16 protein-coding genes are annotated in these 16,790 nt (G+C 54.0%); 4 read left to right on the forward strand and 12 right to left on the reverse strand.

Going from position 1 to position 16,790, the window contains the following annotated elements; genetic code table 11:
* Positions 1-24: 24 nt before the first annotated feature.
* Positions 25-1,554, reverse strand: coding sequence for a carboxypeptidase M32 (locus D7Z26_RS02905; protein ID WP_120974570.1), 1,530 nt, complete (start codon positions 1,552-1,554; stop codon positions 25-27).
* Positions 1,555-1,692: 138 nt separating this feature from the next.
* Between D7Z26_RS02905 and D7Z26_RS02910 the strand changes: the two genes are divergently transcribed.
* Both D7Z26_RS02910 and D7Z26_RS02915 read left to right on the forward strand, forming a co-directional pair.
* Positions 1,693-2,034, forward strand: coding sequence for an iron-sulfur cluster biosynthesis family protein (locus D7Z26_RS02910; protein WP_120974571.1), 342 nt, complete (start codon positions 1,693-1,695; stop codon positions 2,032-2,034).
* Positions 2,035-2,052: 18 nt separating this feature from the next.
* Entirely contained in the window at positions 2,053-2,631 is a 579-nt protein-coding gene (locus tag D7Z26_RS02915; RefSeq protein ID WP_120974572.1) for a beta-class carbonic anhydrase, read from the forward strand.
* Here the strand turns inward: D7Z26_RS02915 and D7Z26_RS02920 are convergent.
* Complete coding sequence (locus D7Z26_RS02920; protein WP_120974573.1) at positions 2,594-3,163, reverse strand: DUF309 domain-containing protein; 570 nt, start codon at positions 3,161-3,163, stop codon at positions 2,594-2,596. The genes D7Z26_RS02915 and D7Z26_RS02920 overlap by 38 nt on opposite strands.
* 219 nt (positions 3,164-3,382) lie before the next feature.
* Between D7Z26_RS02920 and D7Z26_RS02925 the strand changes: the two genes are divergently transcribed.
* Complete coding sequence (locus D7Z26_RS02925; protein ID WP_120974574.1) at positions 3,383-3,826, forward strand: hypothetical protein; 444 nt, start codon at positions 3,383-3,385, stop codon at positions 3,824-3,826.
* Positions 3,827-3,832: 6 nt separating this feature from the next.
* On the forward strand, positions 3,833-4,111 hold the full coding sequence (locus D7Z26_RS02930) for a DUF2653 family protein (protein WP_120974575.1): 279 nt from the start codon (positions 3,833-3,835) through the stop codon (positions 4,109-4,111).
* A 71-nt stretch (positions 4,112-4,182) separates the two neighbouring features.
* Here D7Z26_RS02930 and D7Z26_RS02935 read toward each other — a convergent pair whose 3' ends face one another.
* The 10 genes from D7Z26_RS02935 to D7Z26_RS02980 form a co-directional block, all read right to left on the reverse strand.
* On the reverse strand, positions 4,183-4,659 hold the full coding sequence (locus tag D7Z26_RS02935) for an RNA polymerase sigma factor (RefSeq protein WP_120974576.1): 477 nt from the start codon (positions 4,657-4,659) through the stop codon (positions 4,183-4,185).
* Positions 4,634-5,635 (reverse strand): ABC transporter ATP-binding protein, encoded by a 1,002-nt coding sequence (locus D7Z26_RS02940; RefSeq protein ID WP_120974577.1) that lies wholly within the window; start codon positions 5,633-5,635, stop codon positions 4,634-4,636. The genes D7Z26_RS02935 and D7Z26_RS02940 overlap by 26 nt, the downstream gene beginning before the upstream one ends.
* A gap of 29 nt (positions 5,636-5,664) precedes the next feature.
* Positions 5,665-8,457 carry an FtsX-like permease family protein gene (locus D7Z26_RS02945; protein WP_120974578.1) on the reverse strand — a complete coding sequence of 931 codons (2,793 nt, stop codon included), beginning with the start codon at positions 8,455-8,457 and terminating at the stop codon, positions 5,665-5,667.
* Complete coding sequence (locus D7Z26_RS02950) at positions 8,457-9,512, reverse strand: efflux RND transporter periplasmic adaptor subunit (RefSeq protein WP_233566578.1); 1,056 nt, start codon at positions 9,510-9,512, stop codon at positions 8,457-8,459. Before D7Z26_RS02950 ends, D7Z26_RS02945 begins: the two co-directional genes overlap by 1 nt.
* The gene (locus D7Z26_RS02955) at positions 9,469-10,161 is read right to left on the reverse strand and encodes an ABC transporter ATP-binding protein (RefSeq protein ID WP_120974579.1); all 693 of its coding nucleotides are present in this window, start codon (positions 10,159-10,161) and stop codon (positions 9,469-9,471) included. Before D7Z26_RS02955 ends, D7Z26_RS02950 begins: the two co-directional genes overlap by 44 nt.
* Positions 10,161-11,636, reverse strand: coding sequence for an extracellular solute-binding protein (locus D7Z26_RS02960; RefSeq protein ID WP_120974580.1), 1,476 nt, complete (start codon positions 11,634-11,636; stop codon positions 10,161-10,163). Before D7Z26_RS02960 ends, D7Z26_RS02955 begins: the two co-directional genes overlap by 1 nt.
* 164 nt (positions 11,637-11,800) lie before the next feature.
* A complete protein-coding gene (locus D7Z26_RS02965) occupies positions 11,801-13,105 on the reverse strand; it encodes a sensor histidine kinase (RefSeq protein WP_158602167.1) in 1,305 nt (434 codons plus the stop codon).
* A complete protein-coding gene (locus D7Z26_RS02970) occupies positions 13,105-13,782 on the reverse strand; it encodes a response regulator transcription factor (RefSeq protein ID WP_120974582.1) in 678 nt (225 codons plus the stop codon). Before D7Z26_RS02970 ends, D7Z26_RS02965 begins: the two co-directional genes overlap by 1 nt.
* A gap of 175 nt (positions 13,783-13,957) precedes the next feature.
* Complete coding sequence (locus D7Z26_RS02975) at positions 13,958-14,938, reverse strand: aldo/keto reductase (protein ID WP_120974583.1); 981 nt, start codon at positions 14,936-14,938, stop codon at positions 13,958-13,960.
* A 98-nt stretch (positions 14,939-15,036) separates the two neighbouring features.
* Positions 15,037-16,728, reverse strand: coding sequence for a methyl-accepting chemotaxis protein (locus D7Z26_RS02980; protein WP_158602168.1), 1,692 nt, complete (start codon positions 16,726-16,728; stop codon positions 15,037-15,039).
* Positions 16,729-16,790: the final 62 nt, after the last annotated feature.

Consider the following 16,790-nt stretch of genomic DNA (forward strand, 5'->3'; position numbering starts at 1 on the left):
CCTCTTCTTCGCCCCCGGCATGAGCTAATCCAAACGATAGATGTCTTTGTATTTTTCTTCCAGATAGTCGCACAAGTAGGACGATTGCAGCGGTTTGCCGCTAATTCGTTCGATGATCTGCGAGGGCTGCAGCAGCTTTCCATGCCGATACACTTGCTCCGTCAGCCATTCCTTCAACGGTTGCAACCGGCCTTCCGCGACTTGGCGATCCAAATCGGGCAGCTTGCGCTTGGCGACGTCGATCATCTGAGCGCCGTACATATTGCCCAACGAATAGGATGGGAAATACCCGAACGCCCCGCCGGACCAATGAACGTCCTGCAGCACGCCTTGCGCGTCGTTAGGCGGCGTAACGCCCAGCGCCTCCGCATATTTCCGGTTCCAGACTACCGGAAGATCGCGCGGGTTTAAATTTTCGTTGAACAGCATTTTCTCGATCTCGTAGCGAATCATAATATGTAGGTTATACGTCAACTCGTCGGCTTCGATCCGGATCAGGGAAGGCTGAACGACGTTGATCGCGCGGTAGAACTGCTCCGCGGAAACGTGATCCAACTGACCGGGGAATAACTTCTTCAAATCCGGCAAATAACGTTGCCAGAAGCCAAGACTACGTCCGATCATATTTTCCCATAGGCGGGATTGCGATTCGTGAATACCCATCGACGTGCCGGTGCACAACGTCGTCTCCGCCAGCTCTGGCATGATGTTCTGTTCGTATAGCGCATGGCCGCCTTCATGGATCGTGCCGAACAACGCGCTAGTCAGATCATTCGGCAAATAACGGGTCGTAATTCGCACGTCTCCAGGGCTTAATCCCGTCGCGAACGGATGAACGCTCTCGTCCAGTCGTCCCGCTTCGAAGTCGTAACCCATTTCCTTAAGGATGAGCTTGCTGAAAGCTTTCTGCGCTTCCTTGTCGAACGTGCCTTCCAAGAACGAAGTATCCGGTTGATGCTCGGACTTGGCGATGCGTTCCGCCAACGGCACGAGACGGGCTCTCAGTTCGCCGAACAAACGATCGAGCTCGACGGTCGTGAGTCCCGGCTCATACATATCCAACAGCGTGTCGTATGGAGTCGTCTTTACGCCCCACAGCTCGATGAATTTGCGGTTGAAGTCGATGATCTTCTCGAGGTACGGCACGAAGCCGGCGAAATCGTCGTTCTCCTTCGCCGTTTCCCAGGCGGATTCGGCTTGCGACGTCAATACGACGTACTCGCGGTGCAGTTCGGGCGGAATTTTCCGATTGCGCTCGTATTCTTTGGCAGTCTCCTCGACGAGCCGGCGATCGATCTCGCCAAGTTCGGCCAGACTGGCAGGTTCATTTAATTGCGCGATTAGATCTCCCAGTTCCGGCGAAGTCGAAAGCTTGAACGTTTCCGAGGACAGCGCTCCGACGGCTTCGGAACGAAGCTCGATTCCTTTGCGGGGCGCCCCCGTTCTCATATCCCAATAGACGAGACCGAGAATTTCTTCGTATTGTTTAATTCGACCGATAATTTCCCGGAATCGCTCGAGGGGTGCTTTGGCGGATTCATTTTGGTTACTCATGAAGGCACGACCTTTCCTTGTTGGATATTGTCTCCTTGATCATAACTTCCGCAATATTTATAATCAACTTACTTATCGTTTTAACCTAGACGGTCCGAAGACGTTCGGTTGCAGTTATATGAAGGAGGAATTTCGGTCATGATCATTCATTGGAGCGACGACGCGATACGGGAAATTCGTCTAAGATACGGAAGCGACGCTACCGTATGGAAGCTCGTTTCGGACTCCGAGGGTTGCGGATGCGCAATGAACGGAGTCGCGGCGCTATGGGCGATTCAAGCTCCGCAGGAGGGCGAATTGCAAGCCGAGAGCAACGCGTTCGAGGTCTGGTACGAGAAACGCCATGAGGTTTTCTTCGACGAGAGCATGCGCGTTACCTACCAGCCGGAGCACCGCGCTTTCAAGTTGGCGAGCGACGGACAGATTTATAGCAACCGATTAAGAATCGAAGATCGACGGATAATTAATTCCATTAAATAAATAGGGGTGACTTTCTTCATGCATAGAATGGATGAAATTCTGGCTTATAATCGCGAATTCGTGAAAAACAAAAGCTACGAGGAATATTTAACGACGAAATTCCCCGAGAAAAGATTGGTTATCGTCACTTGCATGGATGCGAGGCTTACCGAGTTGCTTCCCAAGGCGATGAACCTGAAAAACGGAGACGCCAAGATTATCAAGAACGCCGGGGCGATCATCACCGCGCCGTTCGGGAATATTATGCGGAGCGTTCTCGTCGCGCTTTACGAGCTAGCGGCGAACGAAGTGTTTATCATCGGGCATCACGAGTGCGGAATGACGGGGATCGATCCGAATAAGGTCGTGTCCCATATGAAAGAGCGCGGCATCCAAGAGCATGTTATTCACACGCTCCGCCATTCGGGCATGAACCTGAACCGTTGGTTAACCGGCTTCGACAACGTGAAGGAAAGCGTCGAGAACAGCGTCGACATCGTGCGCAACCACCCCTTGCTGCCTCCCGAAACGCCCGTTCACGGACTCATTATTCATCCCGAAACCGGCGAACTCGAGATGGTCACGGACGGTTATCTCCACCTGGAAGCTCGCGGCTAAGCGCTTTGCGCTTGGCCGCCTCTGCCCGGGCGATCACGACTTCGCTGCGATCCCTCGTCAGGTGGCGGTGAATGACGTTATCCCCGGCTTCAAGCCCCGCAATGCCCCATGAGTAACCGAGCTCGCGGCAACGCTCTTCGGCGGCAGAGCGCAATACCGGATCGACGAGCGGCAATTCGATGTCTGCATACGTCGCTTCGGGTTTCCGCCATTCCTCGGCCGCTCTGCTTAGCGCGATCGCGAGTTTTTTTCCATCCAAACCCAGTTCGTCGAAATTCCCCGCCATCGCTTCCGCCTCTGCTTCTACCGCCGCTTTGCCCATCAATTTCGCGGCCCCCGTCCAATTGCCTCTCCTCGCATGGTACAGGCATACCGGGATTCGAATCAGCACGAGCCAGCAACCGATATACGGGGAATCGGGGTTTTCCTTCCAATATTCTTCCATGATTTCATGGCACTCGAAATAGTCGCGGGAACCGTAATACTCCGCCAGATAATCGATGAATCGTTCCGGATAAGGAAATACGTTCAATGAATACACTCCTCGCGTGCACGCACCTTCGACGCGCAAATCTATTCTTAAGCATACCTCAAAATGAGCTGTCGGACATCCCTCCAAAGCAATTACGCCGCCGGAATACTCACAAAATGAATCTCTTAATAATTAACCCTATTAAATTTGAAACCCGCATGCCGCTTTTTCGTATAACCATCCATAGACCATCAAGTTTCAGAAGGAGCGTCATACATCATGTGGAAAAAAGCATTGCTAGTGTTAAGCCTGTTCGCGTTCACGATCGCCGTTACGGTTCCGGTCGACAGCGCCGACGCAAGACCCCGTTCGTTCAGCTCGGGGAAGAAATCGTTCTCCAAAACGCCGCCAAAATCTCAAGATAGCGTGAGTAAAAGTTCCACCACCAATAAATCATCCACTTCCTCGACCAGCGGAACGACCGCGAAGAAACCCGGATTTTTCAGCGGCGGCAGCTTCATGAAAGGCATGATGATCGGCGGTTTGGCCGGTTTGATGTTCGGCGGAATGTTCGGATCTGGCTTCCTCGCCAGCATGATGGGCTTTATCGTTAACGCGCTTGCCTTAGTCGTATTGGTCGCCGTCGCCATGGCCGTCGTTAACGCCTTCAGACGCAGACGCCAGCCGCGTCCTCGCGAACAAGACGGCCCGCGTCGCTGGTAACGGACGATGAGACTCAGCATGGATCAAATCGTCAACGCCGTTTGCATGAATTTGGCCGAGCGCCACGAAGTGCCGGTCGAATCCGTCGAAGTCGATCTCTTGTATGATGAAGCGCAAGGGTTCAGCGCCGAGGTCTGGGTGCAAGGACGGAGCCGCTTCATCATCGAAGCGAATATCAAGGAAGCGATCATGCGTTACGTATTGGCCGAATTCGAGCTCCGCGTCTACCCCTCGCAGATTACCCTCGACGTAGAAGACGAGATGTGGGCGGATATCGAGCAATAACGGACAAATGAAAAGGGTTTTCCCGGAAGTCATTCTGAAAATGACCGAGGGAAAACCCCTTTTTTTATTTCTCACATCCATTTGGATAATTGCGATTTTCCACGCCGGATGTAGGATTTGACGGTGTTTTCGGAGCAATCGAGCTGCCGCGCGATATCTCCGTAGCTGATCTGCTTATAGATCCGCATATAGATCGCCGCCCGCATGCGCGGCTTGAACCGTAATAGAAGTCGCCGGACGAGCCGATCGAACTCCCGATCTATGACAGCTTGCTCGGGATCCGACATGACCGACGCGGCTTGCGAGTCCAGCGGCGTCCAAGAAATTCGGCGATTGCGGCGCCATTGATCGACGAACAACCGGTAGCCGGTCAGGTTCAGCCATCCCTTCGGATGTTCGGGCATGCGTTCCTGTTGGCAGAGCTTCAAGAAAACGTCGTGAACTAAATCCTTCGCTTCCTCCCGGTTGCGCGTCAGCTTGAACATGAATCGGCCGAGCGTGACCGAATGCGTAGCATACAGCTCATCCAGATTCCCCGCTTGCTCCATTCGTCCGTTCACCTCCGTCCTCGGACGAACAATCGGATTTCGCAGACGTCATCGTTGCCGAAGCAACCTCCGGAGGACCGATCGAGACGCGTTTTCCATCGAACTCGAGAACGGCTTTGCCCTGTACGTTCATCGCGTCTAGATACGCCTTAGGAATTTGCAACCGGCCGACGCGGTCGACGACGACATATTCCTCATGGCGAGCGCCGAACGCGGAATCGGACGAAGCAACGATAACGGTCCCGTCCGTACCGGCTAAAGAAGCCTTATCCGCATGAACGCGTTCCTCATCGTCCGACTCCCGTCTTACCCATTCCGTGCTCGTCAATCCGTCCCGGATCGCCACGACGCGGTCGACTTTGCCGGCCACCGAGAGATCGTGCGTGACGATGACGATCGTTACTCCCATTTCCCGGTTAAGCCTGCGGAAAATACCGAGAATCTGCTCTCCCGTAGCGCTGTCCACCGAGCCCGTCGGCTCGTCGGCAAGTACGAGCTGCGGCCGGTTGGAGAGCGCGATCGCGATCGCCACTCTTTGCTGCTCGCCTCCACTCAGCTGCGCGAGCCGGCTTTTCATCCGATGTTCGAGTCCGACCGCGCTCAGCAATTGCTTCGCGTACGCGCGGTCGGCTTTGCCTTGGATCAGCATCGGCAACTCTACGTTCTGCAGCGCGGTCAAATAAGGGACTAAATTCCGTCCGTTGTTCTGCCAGATGAATCCGACCGTGCTTCGCTTGTATTCGATCAGTTGCTCCTTGGTCATTTTGAGCAAGTCCCACTTTCCCACGGAGGCTTGGCCCGCCGAAGGTTTGTCCAGTCCGCCCAGAATGTTGAGCAAGGTCGATTTGCCGCTGCCGCTGTTACCGATGATGGCCATCATTTCGCCCTGTTCGATCGTCATGTTCAGACCCTGCAAGGCAACGACCTCGATCTCGTCGGTTTTGAATATTTTCACCAGTCCTTCGCAATGAATCATTGCCCGGGTCCCTCCTTCGTCCAATCCTGTTATCTTTCTTCGCCGAGCTTCACGGCTTGGGAAATACGCAAGCGTCTCAGCTGCAAGAGGAGCAAGCAGGCTCCCGCCGCCAACATGACCCCGGTAGCCGCGTAAAGCTTAAGCGTATCCTCCGCTTCGAACACGATGCGGAACGGTGGCACTTGACGGTTGCCTTCCAAGCTTGCTCCTTGCAAGAAAGGGAGGAACAACCGGCTTGCGGCTTTCCCCAGCCCGATCCCCGCGGCGACCGACAATCCCGTCGTGAACAACTGCTCGAGCAGCAACATGGCGGTCAGCTGTCCTCGCGACAGTCCCATCGCCCGCAATATCCCAAGCTGCACGACTCTCCGAGATAAAGTGAAAAACCAGAATATCAAGTAGCCGAGCAAAGATACTAGCAAGGAGATAAGAAAACCAAGGCTGAGAATTCCAAAGACTCCGCCCTGCGCCGGGTGATTTCTTCGCAAAACGAGTTCGCCCCGAGCATCTTCAACCTGCGTGATGGCAATGCCGCGATCGGCCAATTCATCCAACGCCGGGGCGAGCTTTGCGCCTTTTTTCATTTTCAGCCAAACCTCGTACGGAATTTTCTCGATCTGCTGATAGAGGTAATCCAGATTCGCGACGAAGAACGGAGATTCCTCCGGGTACAAGCTCGGCCAGTACGGCACGATACCGACGACGACCAAATCGACGGGCTCGTTATCGTATCCGATCGTCAACTTAATCGGATCGCCTTCTTTTAAGCCGTGTTTATCGGCGAAATCCTTCGAGATCAACACGGCTTGCTCGGTCGTACCCAGGGCGTTGAGATATTCATACGGAGATAACGGAAACAGATCTTCCCGGAACCATGCCGTCTTCGCGAAATCGACGTTATCGATGCCGATGACTTGTGCCGAACCTCCGGACTTGCCGCTTATTTCGACTTTGGCGGTCGATTTCATGACGCGCGCGGCGGATTCTATGCCTTCCAGGTTGGCGTAAGCCCCGAAAGAAGGCTCGTTATAATAGATCTTGTTCTCGTCGTCCTCGTCTTGCACGCCCTCCCACGCCGCCTTCAGGACAACGTCGCCGCCATATTGGTATTTCGTGCGATCCGAAGCGTTCGTATCCATCGTTCGCGCGGCGGAAGAGTCGTATACGCCAAGCCCGATCGTTAGAATCAGCAGGATCATCAGAGGGTAAAAGGTGGCTGCCGAACGGGAAAGCTGGGTCAAAGTCAAATACATTGTAACCGGCATGCGGTTTTGTAAGAGCGCGTTCCAGCCATGGAGCAACAAAGGGAATGCGCGCAAGCATAGCAGACCCGCCGCGAAAACGAATAGCGCCGGAATGACGAAAATGACCGGCTGAATTTGAGCGACTCCCCCGCTACTGTCGACGGAAGCGATCTGTCCGGCATCCAGCAAGTACCACCCCGCTGCCGCAGCGCCAAGTAATGCGACGTCTAAATACAACCGTTGCCAAAGCGGTTTGCGATCGTTACGAGCCCGTTGCCGCGAATGCTCCACGATCGACGCTTCCGCGTAATTCCGTATCGGCGCAATCGTGGCGATAACGGCGAACAAAGTGGCCGCGATGCCGAAAATCCAAGACTCCCCGGTAAATCCGACGGGGATGGACTTACGGCCAACGAAGGAGAGGAAGCCGCTGGACGAGCCGATCGTCTTGGCCATGAACCATGCCGCTCCCGATCCGATCAACAACGCAGCGGCTCCCAGCATCGTCGCTTCGATCGCATAGAGCAAAGCGATCTGCTTCGGACTGGCTCCCCTGCTATGCAGCACGGAAATGTCGCCTTTCTGCCTGGCGAGAGACTGTTGGGCGTTAAGCGTAATGAAATAAATCACCATCGCCAGCACAGGCGCGGCCAGCGCAAATAACATCGCTTGCAATTGCAGGCTCTGGCGATTGAATTCATAGAGCATGTCCAGGAAAGACAAATTCACCTTCGTGTTCGCCAACATGCCGTGCAAATGGATTTCCAAACGCTGAAGCTCGCCGATAAGCGGCGATAAATCGCGGATACGAATATTGCCGAGATCGAACGCGAAAAACCAACTTGCCGAATCCAATACTAGTTTATTGTCCTTTAAGAGACCTTCTACCATCGTGATCTTGCTTACAAGCAACGTTGCGGCGAGCTTCTCTTTCCCGTCGATCGCCAGACTCGAATCCGCTTCGTCCTTCAATCGGTAAGTACCGGAAATACGCACGGTCAGTCGCTTCGTCTTGCCGTCATCCTTCTTCGAATCGTAGAAAAAGGAATCGCCGACCTTCCAACCGTAACGGCTCAACGTCTCGTTAAACGCTAGCGCCTCGACTACGCCGTTCTGCACGCCGTCTTTGGGCATTTTACCATCCACAAGTTCGAGAAGTCCCTGCGGCAAGCTCTGCGCGGCTATTTCCATTCTCGCAAGCCGGCTAGCGGAACTAGCCGAAGCCGGATCCGCCGACCGGACCGTCGACGCTGGCAAGCTTATGCGGCTAGAGAAAGCATCCGCGGGGAAACCGATACGGCCCGGCAACTGCTCGTTGATCCATGCGTCGGCTGCCGCTAGCCCTTCCAAATCCGTTTCGTCCCCGCCGCCCGACTGAAATTTCATGAAGAGGGAAGCTGCGGGAAGTCCCTTCGTCTTCTCCTGAAGCGATTCGGACACCAGTCGCTTTAGCGTTCCGTCCGCGTACATCGGAATGCTCATCGCGAACGCAGCCGTTACCGTTAGCCCCAGCAAGGTACTGAGCGTGAACCAGCGGTTTTGCCACATTTTCAGAAGGAGATAGACAAAAATACGCATTATTTCCCCACGACCTTCTGGCCTTCCTCGAGCCCCTTGATGATTTCGACGTCCGTCGTCGTCTGCACGCCGATCTCGACGTCTACCTCTCCTTTACTGCCGTCGGCATTCGAGACGAGAACGTAGTTGCGCCCGTTTTGTTTCCTTAGAGCGGCGACGGGAATCGATAACGCGTTTTCCCTTCGTTCGACGATGACGGATGCGGACAAAGGCGTTCCATGCTGTACGTTCGCGGGCAATTTCTTCAAGTCGATCAACGCATACGAATCAAGCGAATCATCTCCCGTACGCGCCGTCGATATCGGGAGCCTTCTTACTTTGCCCGCATGGTCTCCCGCCGTATTGACGCTAACTAAAGCCTCCATGCCCGGAGCGATGATCTCCAGGTCGGCGGAAGCGAATTGTACGGCAACGACGAGCGAATCCATATCGGCAAGCTGTCCGATCTTGTCGTACGCTTTCGCGATATCCCCTACCTCTGCCGTGAAGCTGACGATCGTCCCTCCGTAGGGTGCAAGCAGCTTCGAGTTTTGCAACTCGCTTCGCAAATCCGCTAAATCTTCCTTTAACAGCTTATAATCCAGCTGTTGCTTGCGGATCAGGATATCGCTGTCCGCGGAAACGTCCCGCAACGCGCTTTTCATGTCGAGTTCCGCTTTCTCCAGCTCGATTTCCTTACGCGATATTTGTTTCTCCGTATCTCCCGTATCGAGTACCGCCAACACTTGGCCTTTCTTCACCTTATCGCCGGTTTTTACGCGAACGTCGACGATTCGGCGGTTATCCTGCTTGAAAAAGAGATTTTCCTCCTTTTCCGACATCAGCTTCCCGGAACCGCTCGCTTTGATTTCCAGCGTTCCTCGCTTAACCGGATATTCCGGCTTTTGCGAAATCTTCGGCGGTTTGATCGCGGGCAGCTTCTCCGCTCCTTCTTCCTGCGGCAACAAGGAACACCCCGTCGCTAACGACAAGCACGTCGCCGCTAGCAGCAACCCGGCGAGTCCTTTTTTTCTAATCCGGAACGATTCGGCCATCGACCATTTGATAGACAACATCCGCCGCCCCCCATAAAGTAGAATCATGCGTGGTCATGCAGATCGCGATGCGCTCCTCCTCCACGATTTCCCGGAACGCTTCGATAATGCGCGCCGCCATGAGCGTATCGAGCTCGGCCGTAGGCTCGTCCGCCAGCAATAAACGGGGCCGGTGGGCAATCGCTTTGGCGATCGCCACCCGTTGCTGTTCTCCCCCGGACAACTCGGACGGACGATGAAACGCGCGTTTCGTTAGACCTACGAGCTCCAGGCAACGATCGACCCGCTTCTTCCATTCCGCCCGGGGAATTCCCGCCATGCGCAAACTCAACTCGACGTTCTCCCGTGCCGTTAGGAGCGGCAGCAGCGCGAACGATTGAAAAATAAATCCGATTTCTTTCCGTCTGACGACCGTCAGCCGTTTATCGCTCCATTGTTGGAGGGGAAGGCCCCGGAACAACACTTCTCCTTCCGTTGGGCGATCAAGCCCTCCCAGCAAGTTGAGCAGCGTCGTTTTTCCGGAACCCGATCGTCCTCTCAGCATCGTAAGCCGGCGGGATTCAACGGACATCTCGATGCCCTTCAGCACTTCCAATTGCCGATTGCCCGAACGAAAGCTTTTGCGAACGCCTCTGACCTCTAGAAGCGTCTCTGACCCGACTATCGTCATTACGATTGCCCGACTGACGTGTTCGCCTTAGTGAGCAACAGTTGGCCTTTCGTCTGAATCTCTTTAAGCGCTTGATCAAGCGTCGCGGAGCCTGCAACGACTTGTTTGATTTGCTCGGCCGCAAGCTGCGAGAAGTCGGCGGCGAAGCCTTCGGGCAACGTTTGCAGAATTGCTTGCGAATTCGCTTTTAGCGCGTAGAAAGCATCGATGTTTTTCCCGCTCTCTTGCGTTTTGTACGCGGTTCTTGCCGATAACGATGGAGACGACTTCGCGCTCGTCTTCGCTAGTTGCTCGCCGTTAGCGTATTTCAGAAATTCCCAAGCCGCCGAAAGGTTTTCCGAAGCGGCATTAATCGAGAATACGCTGTCCAGACTCATGTTGCCCGTGACGTCGGGTTGAGATGGATCGACGGGGACGGTAACGACGTCCCACTCGAATTTTTTGAACGGGCTTCCCATCGGCTTAACCGTTGTCGAATCCGTGCTCTTGGAAGATCTGACGGCGCCTGCCGCTCCAATTTTCGTTTCCATGCCCATGAGATTCATGATCATAGGTCCATCGATCGTCATCGCGGCCTGACCTGACATGAACCTCATCGAATCCGGGGTGATCGAGATTGCCATTTTGCCGCCGCCCATGCTGCGGAACACGCCTCCTCCCGCGCCGCCGTTATCAGACGGCATCGAGATGCTTCCCGATTTATAGCCGTCGATGACCGCTTGGAAGATCGATTTCCACTCCGGAGAATCGATCGATACCGTACCCGCATCCGCGTCGGCGTATGTAAGACCTTTCGCCTCGCCAATCGTTCGCACGAGCTCGAACGGATTCGACGTTTGGGAAGATTGGAACAAGCCGTTCAGCGCATCGTCTCCGTCTTTTTTCGCGGGGAACCGGGCAGCCAACCGCATCGCGTCTTCCCAGCTCATCCCGTCCGTAGGGTAAGGAATTCCGTACTTATCGAATAGATCTTTGTTATAATAAAGCGCCTGCGTCGAGAAGCTCGGACTTAAACCGAACAGCTTGCCCGATCCCTTGGCTTTCAGCAGCTCGATGACGGAAGGCTGAAAGCCGTCTAGATCGAACTCGTCTTGTTTGACGACGGCATCGAGATCGTACAACATCCCTTTTCCGGCGAGTTTCGCGTATTGATCTTCCGTCAAATAAAGGGCGTCCGGCTGCTGCTCCTTCACAAGCTTTTCCATCTCCGCCACGGGATCCTCCGCGTTGAACACCGACTCCGTCGACACGACTTCCAATTCGACGTTGGGGAACATCGTTTGAAATGCGTTGCCGTATTGCATAAAGAAGGCTTGTTCATTGAAATAGGCGACCTTTAGCGTCCCTTTGTCCTTCCTGTCCAATTTGCTTATTGCCGATTTCTCCTTGCCTCCCGACGACGTGCAAGCCGATAATGCGAGCGTTAACGCAAGCGCCCCCGTCCACAAGCCTGATTTTCTTAACCTACGATTCATCTCTTCGATCACCCTTCTTCTTGAATTTGCTACATTGCCAAGTATGGTGACGAATTCTTAGAAATCGGTTAGAGTAGCTGAAAGTTAGCTTAAAATTTCATGAAATTGAAATAAGAAAAACTCTCCGACCTGTTGGAGACCGGAGAGTTCAATAAGTATGCTGCCTACAACGGCAAAGTGATAAACACGCGCGTCCCGTTCGAACGTTTGCTGTCCAGGCGGATTTTACCGCCGTGACGCTCCGCGATCCACTTGGCGATAGCCAAACCGAGACCCGTTCCGCCTTCCTGCCGAGTTCGCGCTTTGTCTCCGCGATAGAACCGGTCGAAGACGTGCGGCAAATCTTCGGGCGAAATGCCGACTCCGGTATCCTCCACCTCGATCTGCGCGGAGTGCGCGAATTTGCGGCAAACGACGCGGACGATCCCGCCTTCAGGCGTATATTTGATCGCGTTGTCTAGCACGGTTACGAGCAATTGGTGCAGACGCTCTTCGTCCGCGACCATCGGAATCGGCGAATCCGTCTCCGAATGCAAAATAATGCCCTTCAATTCGGCCAGCATATGCATTTTCGCTACGCATTCCTGAACGATCCGGTCGAATTGGATCGGTTTGCGTTCCAGCTCCAACTGGTTAGAGTCCGACCTGGCCAGCGTAAGAAGACCGCCGACAAGCTTGCTCATCCGCTTGGCTTCCTGCAATACGTTCGAGATCAGCTTGCTATCCTGCTCGATCGTATGGTCGGGATGACGCAGCAGCAGCTCCGAATGCACTTGAATGACGGAAAGCGGAGTCCGCAGTTCGTGGGAGGCGTCCGACACGAACTGCTGCTGCTTCTCAAGGGAAATCCGGATAGGGATCAGCGCCCGATTCGCTAAATAATAGCCCGCTGCTATAGCCACTATGAGTCCGATTAATCCTCCGAACAGTAAAATATCGAATAGCCGATGCAGCATGCTGATTTCGGCAGAGACGTTCGTAAGCAACTGCTGCGTCTTGATTTCGTAGCTCGTCCCGTCCGCCCCGATTAAACCGGCGTAGTGGGTATCGCTCGCGTTCACTACCCTATAGTATTGGTCGCCGACCTTCGCCGTTTTCGGTTCGGTACTGAACCTGCTCGGCAGGAGCTGCTTCAAATTCTCCTCGCTGAACACGGCGCTTCCCATCATCGGGACTGGTACGTTGTCCTTCGTCCAAAACAGCTGGATGACCGGACGATCCATCTGGTTTATCGAGTATAAGACGGTTTTCTGAAGAGGCATCGTGCTGGAAGACTCGCCTCTAATGGCCGCTACCGGAGATACTGCGGATAACGTCATTTTATCCTTTATCGACGTAATCGACCGATCGATCTGGGCGAACAACATCTGTTTCATGATTATGTATACGAAAACGTTCAGAGAAATGAGAATGACGGACAGGACGGCGGCATTGCGGATCGTTAATTGGGTACGACTGCGATTGAACATCAACATTTCTCCTTTAACATATAACCGACTCCGCGAACGGTATGGATATAACGATCGCAGCCGAACGGCGCCAGCTTCTTCCGCAAGTAATGCACGTAAACGTCGACCACGCCCAAGCCCGCTGCAGAATCGATTCCCCACACCCGGTCCAGCAGTTGCTCCTTGGTTAGAATCTGCTCCCGGTTGAGCAGCAAATATTCCATTAGCTCGAATTCCTTGAGCGTAAGCTTCAGGGGTTCACCGTTCGCGAAGCCCTCCATCGATTGGCACTTGACGGCAAGCTGTCCGTATTTCAGCTCGCCGTCCGGCGAGCCAAGGGACAGCCGTCTTAATAGTACCCGGATCCGCGCCAGCAGCTCGGGCGTAGCGAACGGCTTGACCAAATAATCGTCGGCTCCGGCATCCAGTCCGCGCACCCGATCCTCGACGCTGTCGCGAGCCGTAAGTAGCAGGATCGGTTTTGCGCTCCCGTTCTCCCTTAGTTCCGAGAGAATGGAGATGCCGTTGATTCCCGGGAGCATGATGTCCAATATGATTAAATCATGGATGCCCTGCTCGGCCAAATACAAGCCGTCCGGCCCGTTATCCGCTTCGTCCACCTGATAGGCTTCTTCTTTAAGTACCGTGACCACTGCGTCCAGCAACGGCCGGTCGTCTTCCACCACAAGAATTCTCAATAGGTACGCTCCTTCTTTCAGGCCATTCTCAGCCGATCGGAACCTATTTTATCGTACGAACCTTAACGAATGCTTAGAAAACGGCGAATACGTATAGGCAACGAAAAAAAGACGGCGCAGGAAAGGACCTGCACCGCCTTTGTTCGTGAATGCTTTATTCCTGTCTATCTCGCGTTTACCAAGCGTACGCGTTAGGAGCCGATCCGCCGGGACCCGGGAAAATCTCGTCTAGACGAGCGAGCGTAGATTCCTCGAGCAAGATATCGACGACTCTGAGCGCGGATTGCAACTGATCGAGCGTCCGCGGTCCGATGATCGGGGCGGTCATCGCCGGTCGCGTAAGCGTCCATGCGAGCGCCACGTTCGCTTCGCTCTCTCCCAGCTCCTTGCAAAGACCTTCGAACGCTTCCAATTGGGCGCGGTGTTTCTCTACACGTTCCGGATTGTTCGCGCGTTTCGAACCCGCGATCGGATTAAGCGCGTGACCGCTCAACAATCCGCCGTCGAGCGGACTCCATGCGATCACTCCGATACCGAGCTCCTCGGAAGCCGGAAGCACTTCGAGCTCCGGCAATCGGCAGAGCAAGCTGAATTTATGCTGTTCGCTCACGAGGCCGAGCATTCGATGGGCTTTGGCTTCGTACTGAGCCTTGACCAAGTCGCGTCCGGCGAAGTTGCTGGACCCGACGTAGCCGATCTTGCCCTGATGCAACGCGACGTTAAAGGATTCCCACAGTTCGTCCCAAGACACGCTGCGGTCCACGTGATGCATCTGGTATAGCTCGATATGATCGGTACGCAGCCTTCTCAATGAACCTTCCAAATGACGGCGTAATTTATAGGCCGACAATCCGGCATCCTTGTTCGGACCGTCGAGCGGATCGCTCATGTCGCCGTAGAACTTGGTCGCAAGCACGACCTTCTCGCGCCGTCCTCCGCCTTGGGCGAACCATTTGCCGATAATTTCTTCGGTTCTGCCCGCATTCTGGCCCCAACCGTAGATGTTGGCGGTATCGAAAAAGTTAATGCCCGCGTCCAACGCGGCATCCATAATCCGGAAGCTTTCTTGCTCGTCCGTATCCACGCCGAAATTCATCGTCCCCAAGCATAACTTGCTGACTTTTAAGCCCGACTTGCCTAACGAAGCGTATTTCATCTTCTCCACTCCCTATTTACGATATTAGTCCGACTCTTCCATCATAACGAATTTATGGCACAAAATAAAACGGCGGAGTCAGAGGCTCCGCCGAATGTTTATATCTTGAATTTCCTGACGATCTCTTGCATGTCTTTCGCGATTCCGGATAACAACTGCGAAGATCTGGTCATTTCTTCGCTGGACGCGAGTTGTTCTTCCGTCGATGCGGCTACCTGTTGCGTCATACCGGCCGTTTGACGCGCGATATTACCCATATTCGCGATCGAAGCCGCCACTTCCTCCGAGCTTGCGGCGAGTTGCTCCGCCGCCGCCGCGGCTTCTTGCACTCTGCCCGATACTTCCCGGGTCGAGTCGACGATTTCCTTGAACGCTTCTTCCGCGTGCTGCGTCGCGATTACGCCTTCCTTCACGTCGGCCAGACTTGACATCATCGTCGCGGCGGCCTTGCTTGTATCCTGCTGGATCGTCGCGATCAGTTCGATAATGCCTTGCGAAGATTCGGTGCTCTGCGTTGCCAGCTTACGAACTTCCCCGGCGACGACCGCGAATCCTTTGCCATGCTCTCCGGCGCGGGCCGCTTCGATCGCGGCGTTAAGCGCGAGCAGGTTCGTCCTCGCGGAAATATCTCCGATAAGCTCCGAAATATCGCTGATCTGCGAGGATTGCTGCTCTAGCTTACGAATCGTGGCGTTCGCTTCTTCCACGGATTCGTACAACCGTTGCATGCGATCCGATACTTCCACGATTTTGTCGGAGCCGTCGTTCGCCCGGTTCGCCGTCATCTGAGACAGCTCCGACACTTCGCCGGTCGTCTCCGCGATCCGTTGAACCCCTTCGGCCATCTCGTCGATCACGCGGCCGCATTCCATCGCCGTGTTCGCTTGGTCTTCCGAACCGATCGCCACTTGGCTGATCGATTCCGACACATGCTTCGCGGCTTCGGCGTTCTGATCCGAACTGGCATACAGCTGCGCGGAAGCGGAGGCCACTTGCGTAGAAGCGTCTTGCATCTGATTGACCGAAAGCTTCAGATGAGCCAACGTCCGATTCACGGAATCCATCATCACTCCGAATTCGTCTTTGCGCTTTATCGTAAGCGGTTCGGCCGTCAGATCGCCGCTAGAGATGCGATTCATCATCGCGGTCGTAGCATTGAGCGGACGCGTCAGATTCAATATCAATGCCGCTGCAAGAGCTCCGACGATTACGAAAATTCCGATCCCCAGGAAAATTAAGAACCGGGAAGTTTGACTATAAATGTTCTCGCTCTCATGTTGGCTATCAACGGCTCCCGCATGATTGTAGTCGATTATGCTCTGAACGGCTTTTTGCAATTCCGGGACCAATTTCTGAGCGTCCAGAGTAGATTGGGCAATCTCTTCCTTCGTAGCTTTCTTAGAAGCATCCGTCGTGAATGTCTGATTGAATTTATCCCAAGCATCGGTTAGGATCTTAAAATTATTTATATCCTCGTTATCGTGCAAGGTTCTGCCGTATGCCCTGATGTTCTCGTCTATCGAAACTACGATTTGGCTTCTCGTTTGCTCCAATTGTTTTTTCTGGGCAGGGTCTTGCGTCACCAACGTTTGATAATAATTACTAAGATACTGTTCGATGTTCACATTAGCTTTGTTAATCGTCTCGATCCCGAACATCCAGTCCGTCGTGACTACTTTAGTGAAATTGGTCGTTTTCTTGATCTGGGTTAACCCGTTATAACCAAGTACTACGACAAACACTAGCACGATTGCAAATGAACCGAGCAACTTCGTTCTAACTGATCTCATCATGTTCCCCCTGTTGTGGACGCTATTGGCAATCGTTGTGCTATTGCTACTGTAATAATAGA

Origin of the sequence: Cohnella endophytica, from assembly GCF_003628305.1 — a bacterium.
In the GTDB taxonomy this organism is placed as follows: domain Bacteria; phylum Bacillota; class Bacilli; order Paenibacillales; family Paenibacillaceae; genus Cohnella; species Cohnella endophytica.

Coding starts and splice junctions, on each gene's coding strand:
- D7Z26_RS02945 (WP_120974578.1), bottom strand. CDS start 8,457: ATGCGTATTTTTGTCTATCTCCTTCTGAAAATGTGGCAAAACCGCTGG.
- D7Z26_RS02905 (WP_120974570.1), bottom strand. CDS start 1,554: ATGAGTAACCAAAATGAATCCGCCAAAGCACCCCTCGAGCGATTCCGG.
- D7Z26_RS02960 (WP_120974580.1), bottom strand. CDS start 11,636: ATGAATCGTAGGTTAAGAAAATCAGGCTTGTGGACGGGGGCGCTTGCG.
- D7Z26_RS02950 (WP_233566578.1), bottom strand. CDS start 9,512: ATGTTGTCTATCAAATGGTCGATGGCCGAATCGTTCCGGATTAGAAAA.
- D7Z26_RS02915 (WP_120974572.1), top strand. CDS start 2,053: ATGCATAGAATGGATGAAATTCTGGCTTATAATCGCGAATTCGTGAAA.
- D7Z26_RS02940 (WP_120974577.1), bottom strand. CDS start 5,635: ATGATTCATTGCGAAGGACTGGTGAAAATATTCAAAACCGACGAGATC.
- D7Z26_RS02925 (WP_120974574.1), top strand. CDS start 3,383: ATGTGGAAAAAAGCATTGCTAGTGTTAAGCCTGTTCGCGTTCACGATC.
- D7Z26_RS02930 (WP_120974575.1), top strand. CDS start 3,833: ATGAGACTCAGCATGGATCAAATCGTCAACGCCGTTTGCATGAATTTG.
- D7Z26_RS02975 (WP_120974583.1), bottom strand. CDS start 14,938: ATGAAATACGCTTCGTTAGGCAAGTCGGGCTTAAAAGTCAGCAAGTTA.
- D7Z26_RS02955 (WP_120974579.1), bottom strand. CDS start 10,161: ATGACGATAGTCGGGTCAGAGACGCTTCTAGAGGTCAGAGGCGTTCGC.
- D7Z26_RS02935 (WP_120974576.1), bottom strand. CDS start 4,659: ATGGAGCAAGCGGGGAATCTGGATGAGCTGTATGCTACGCATTCGGTC.
- D7Z26_RS02910 (WP_120974571.1), top strand. CDS start 1,693: ATGATCATTCATTGGAGCGACGACGCGATACGGGAAATTCGTCTAAGA.
- D7Z26_RS02980 (WP_158602168.1), bottom strand. CDS start 16,728: ATGAGATCAGTTAGAACGAAGTTGCTCGGTTCATTTGCAATCGTGCTA.
- D7Z26_RS02965 (WP_158602167.1), bottom strand. CDS start 13,105: ATGTTCAATCGCAGTCGTACCCAATTAACGATCCGCAATGCCGCCGTC.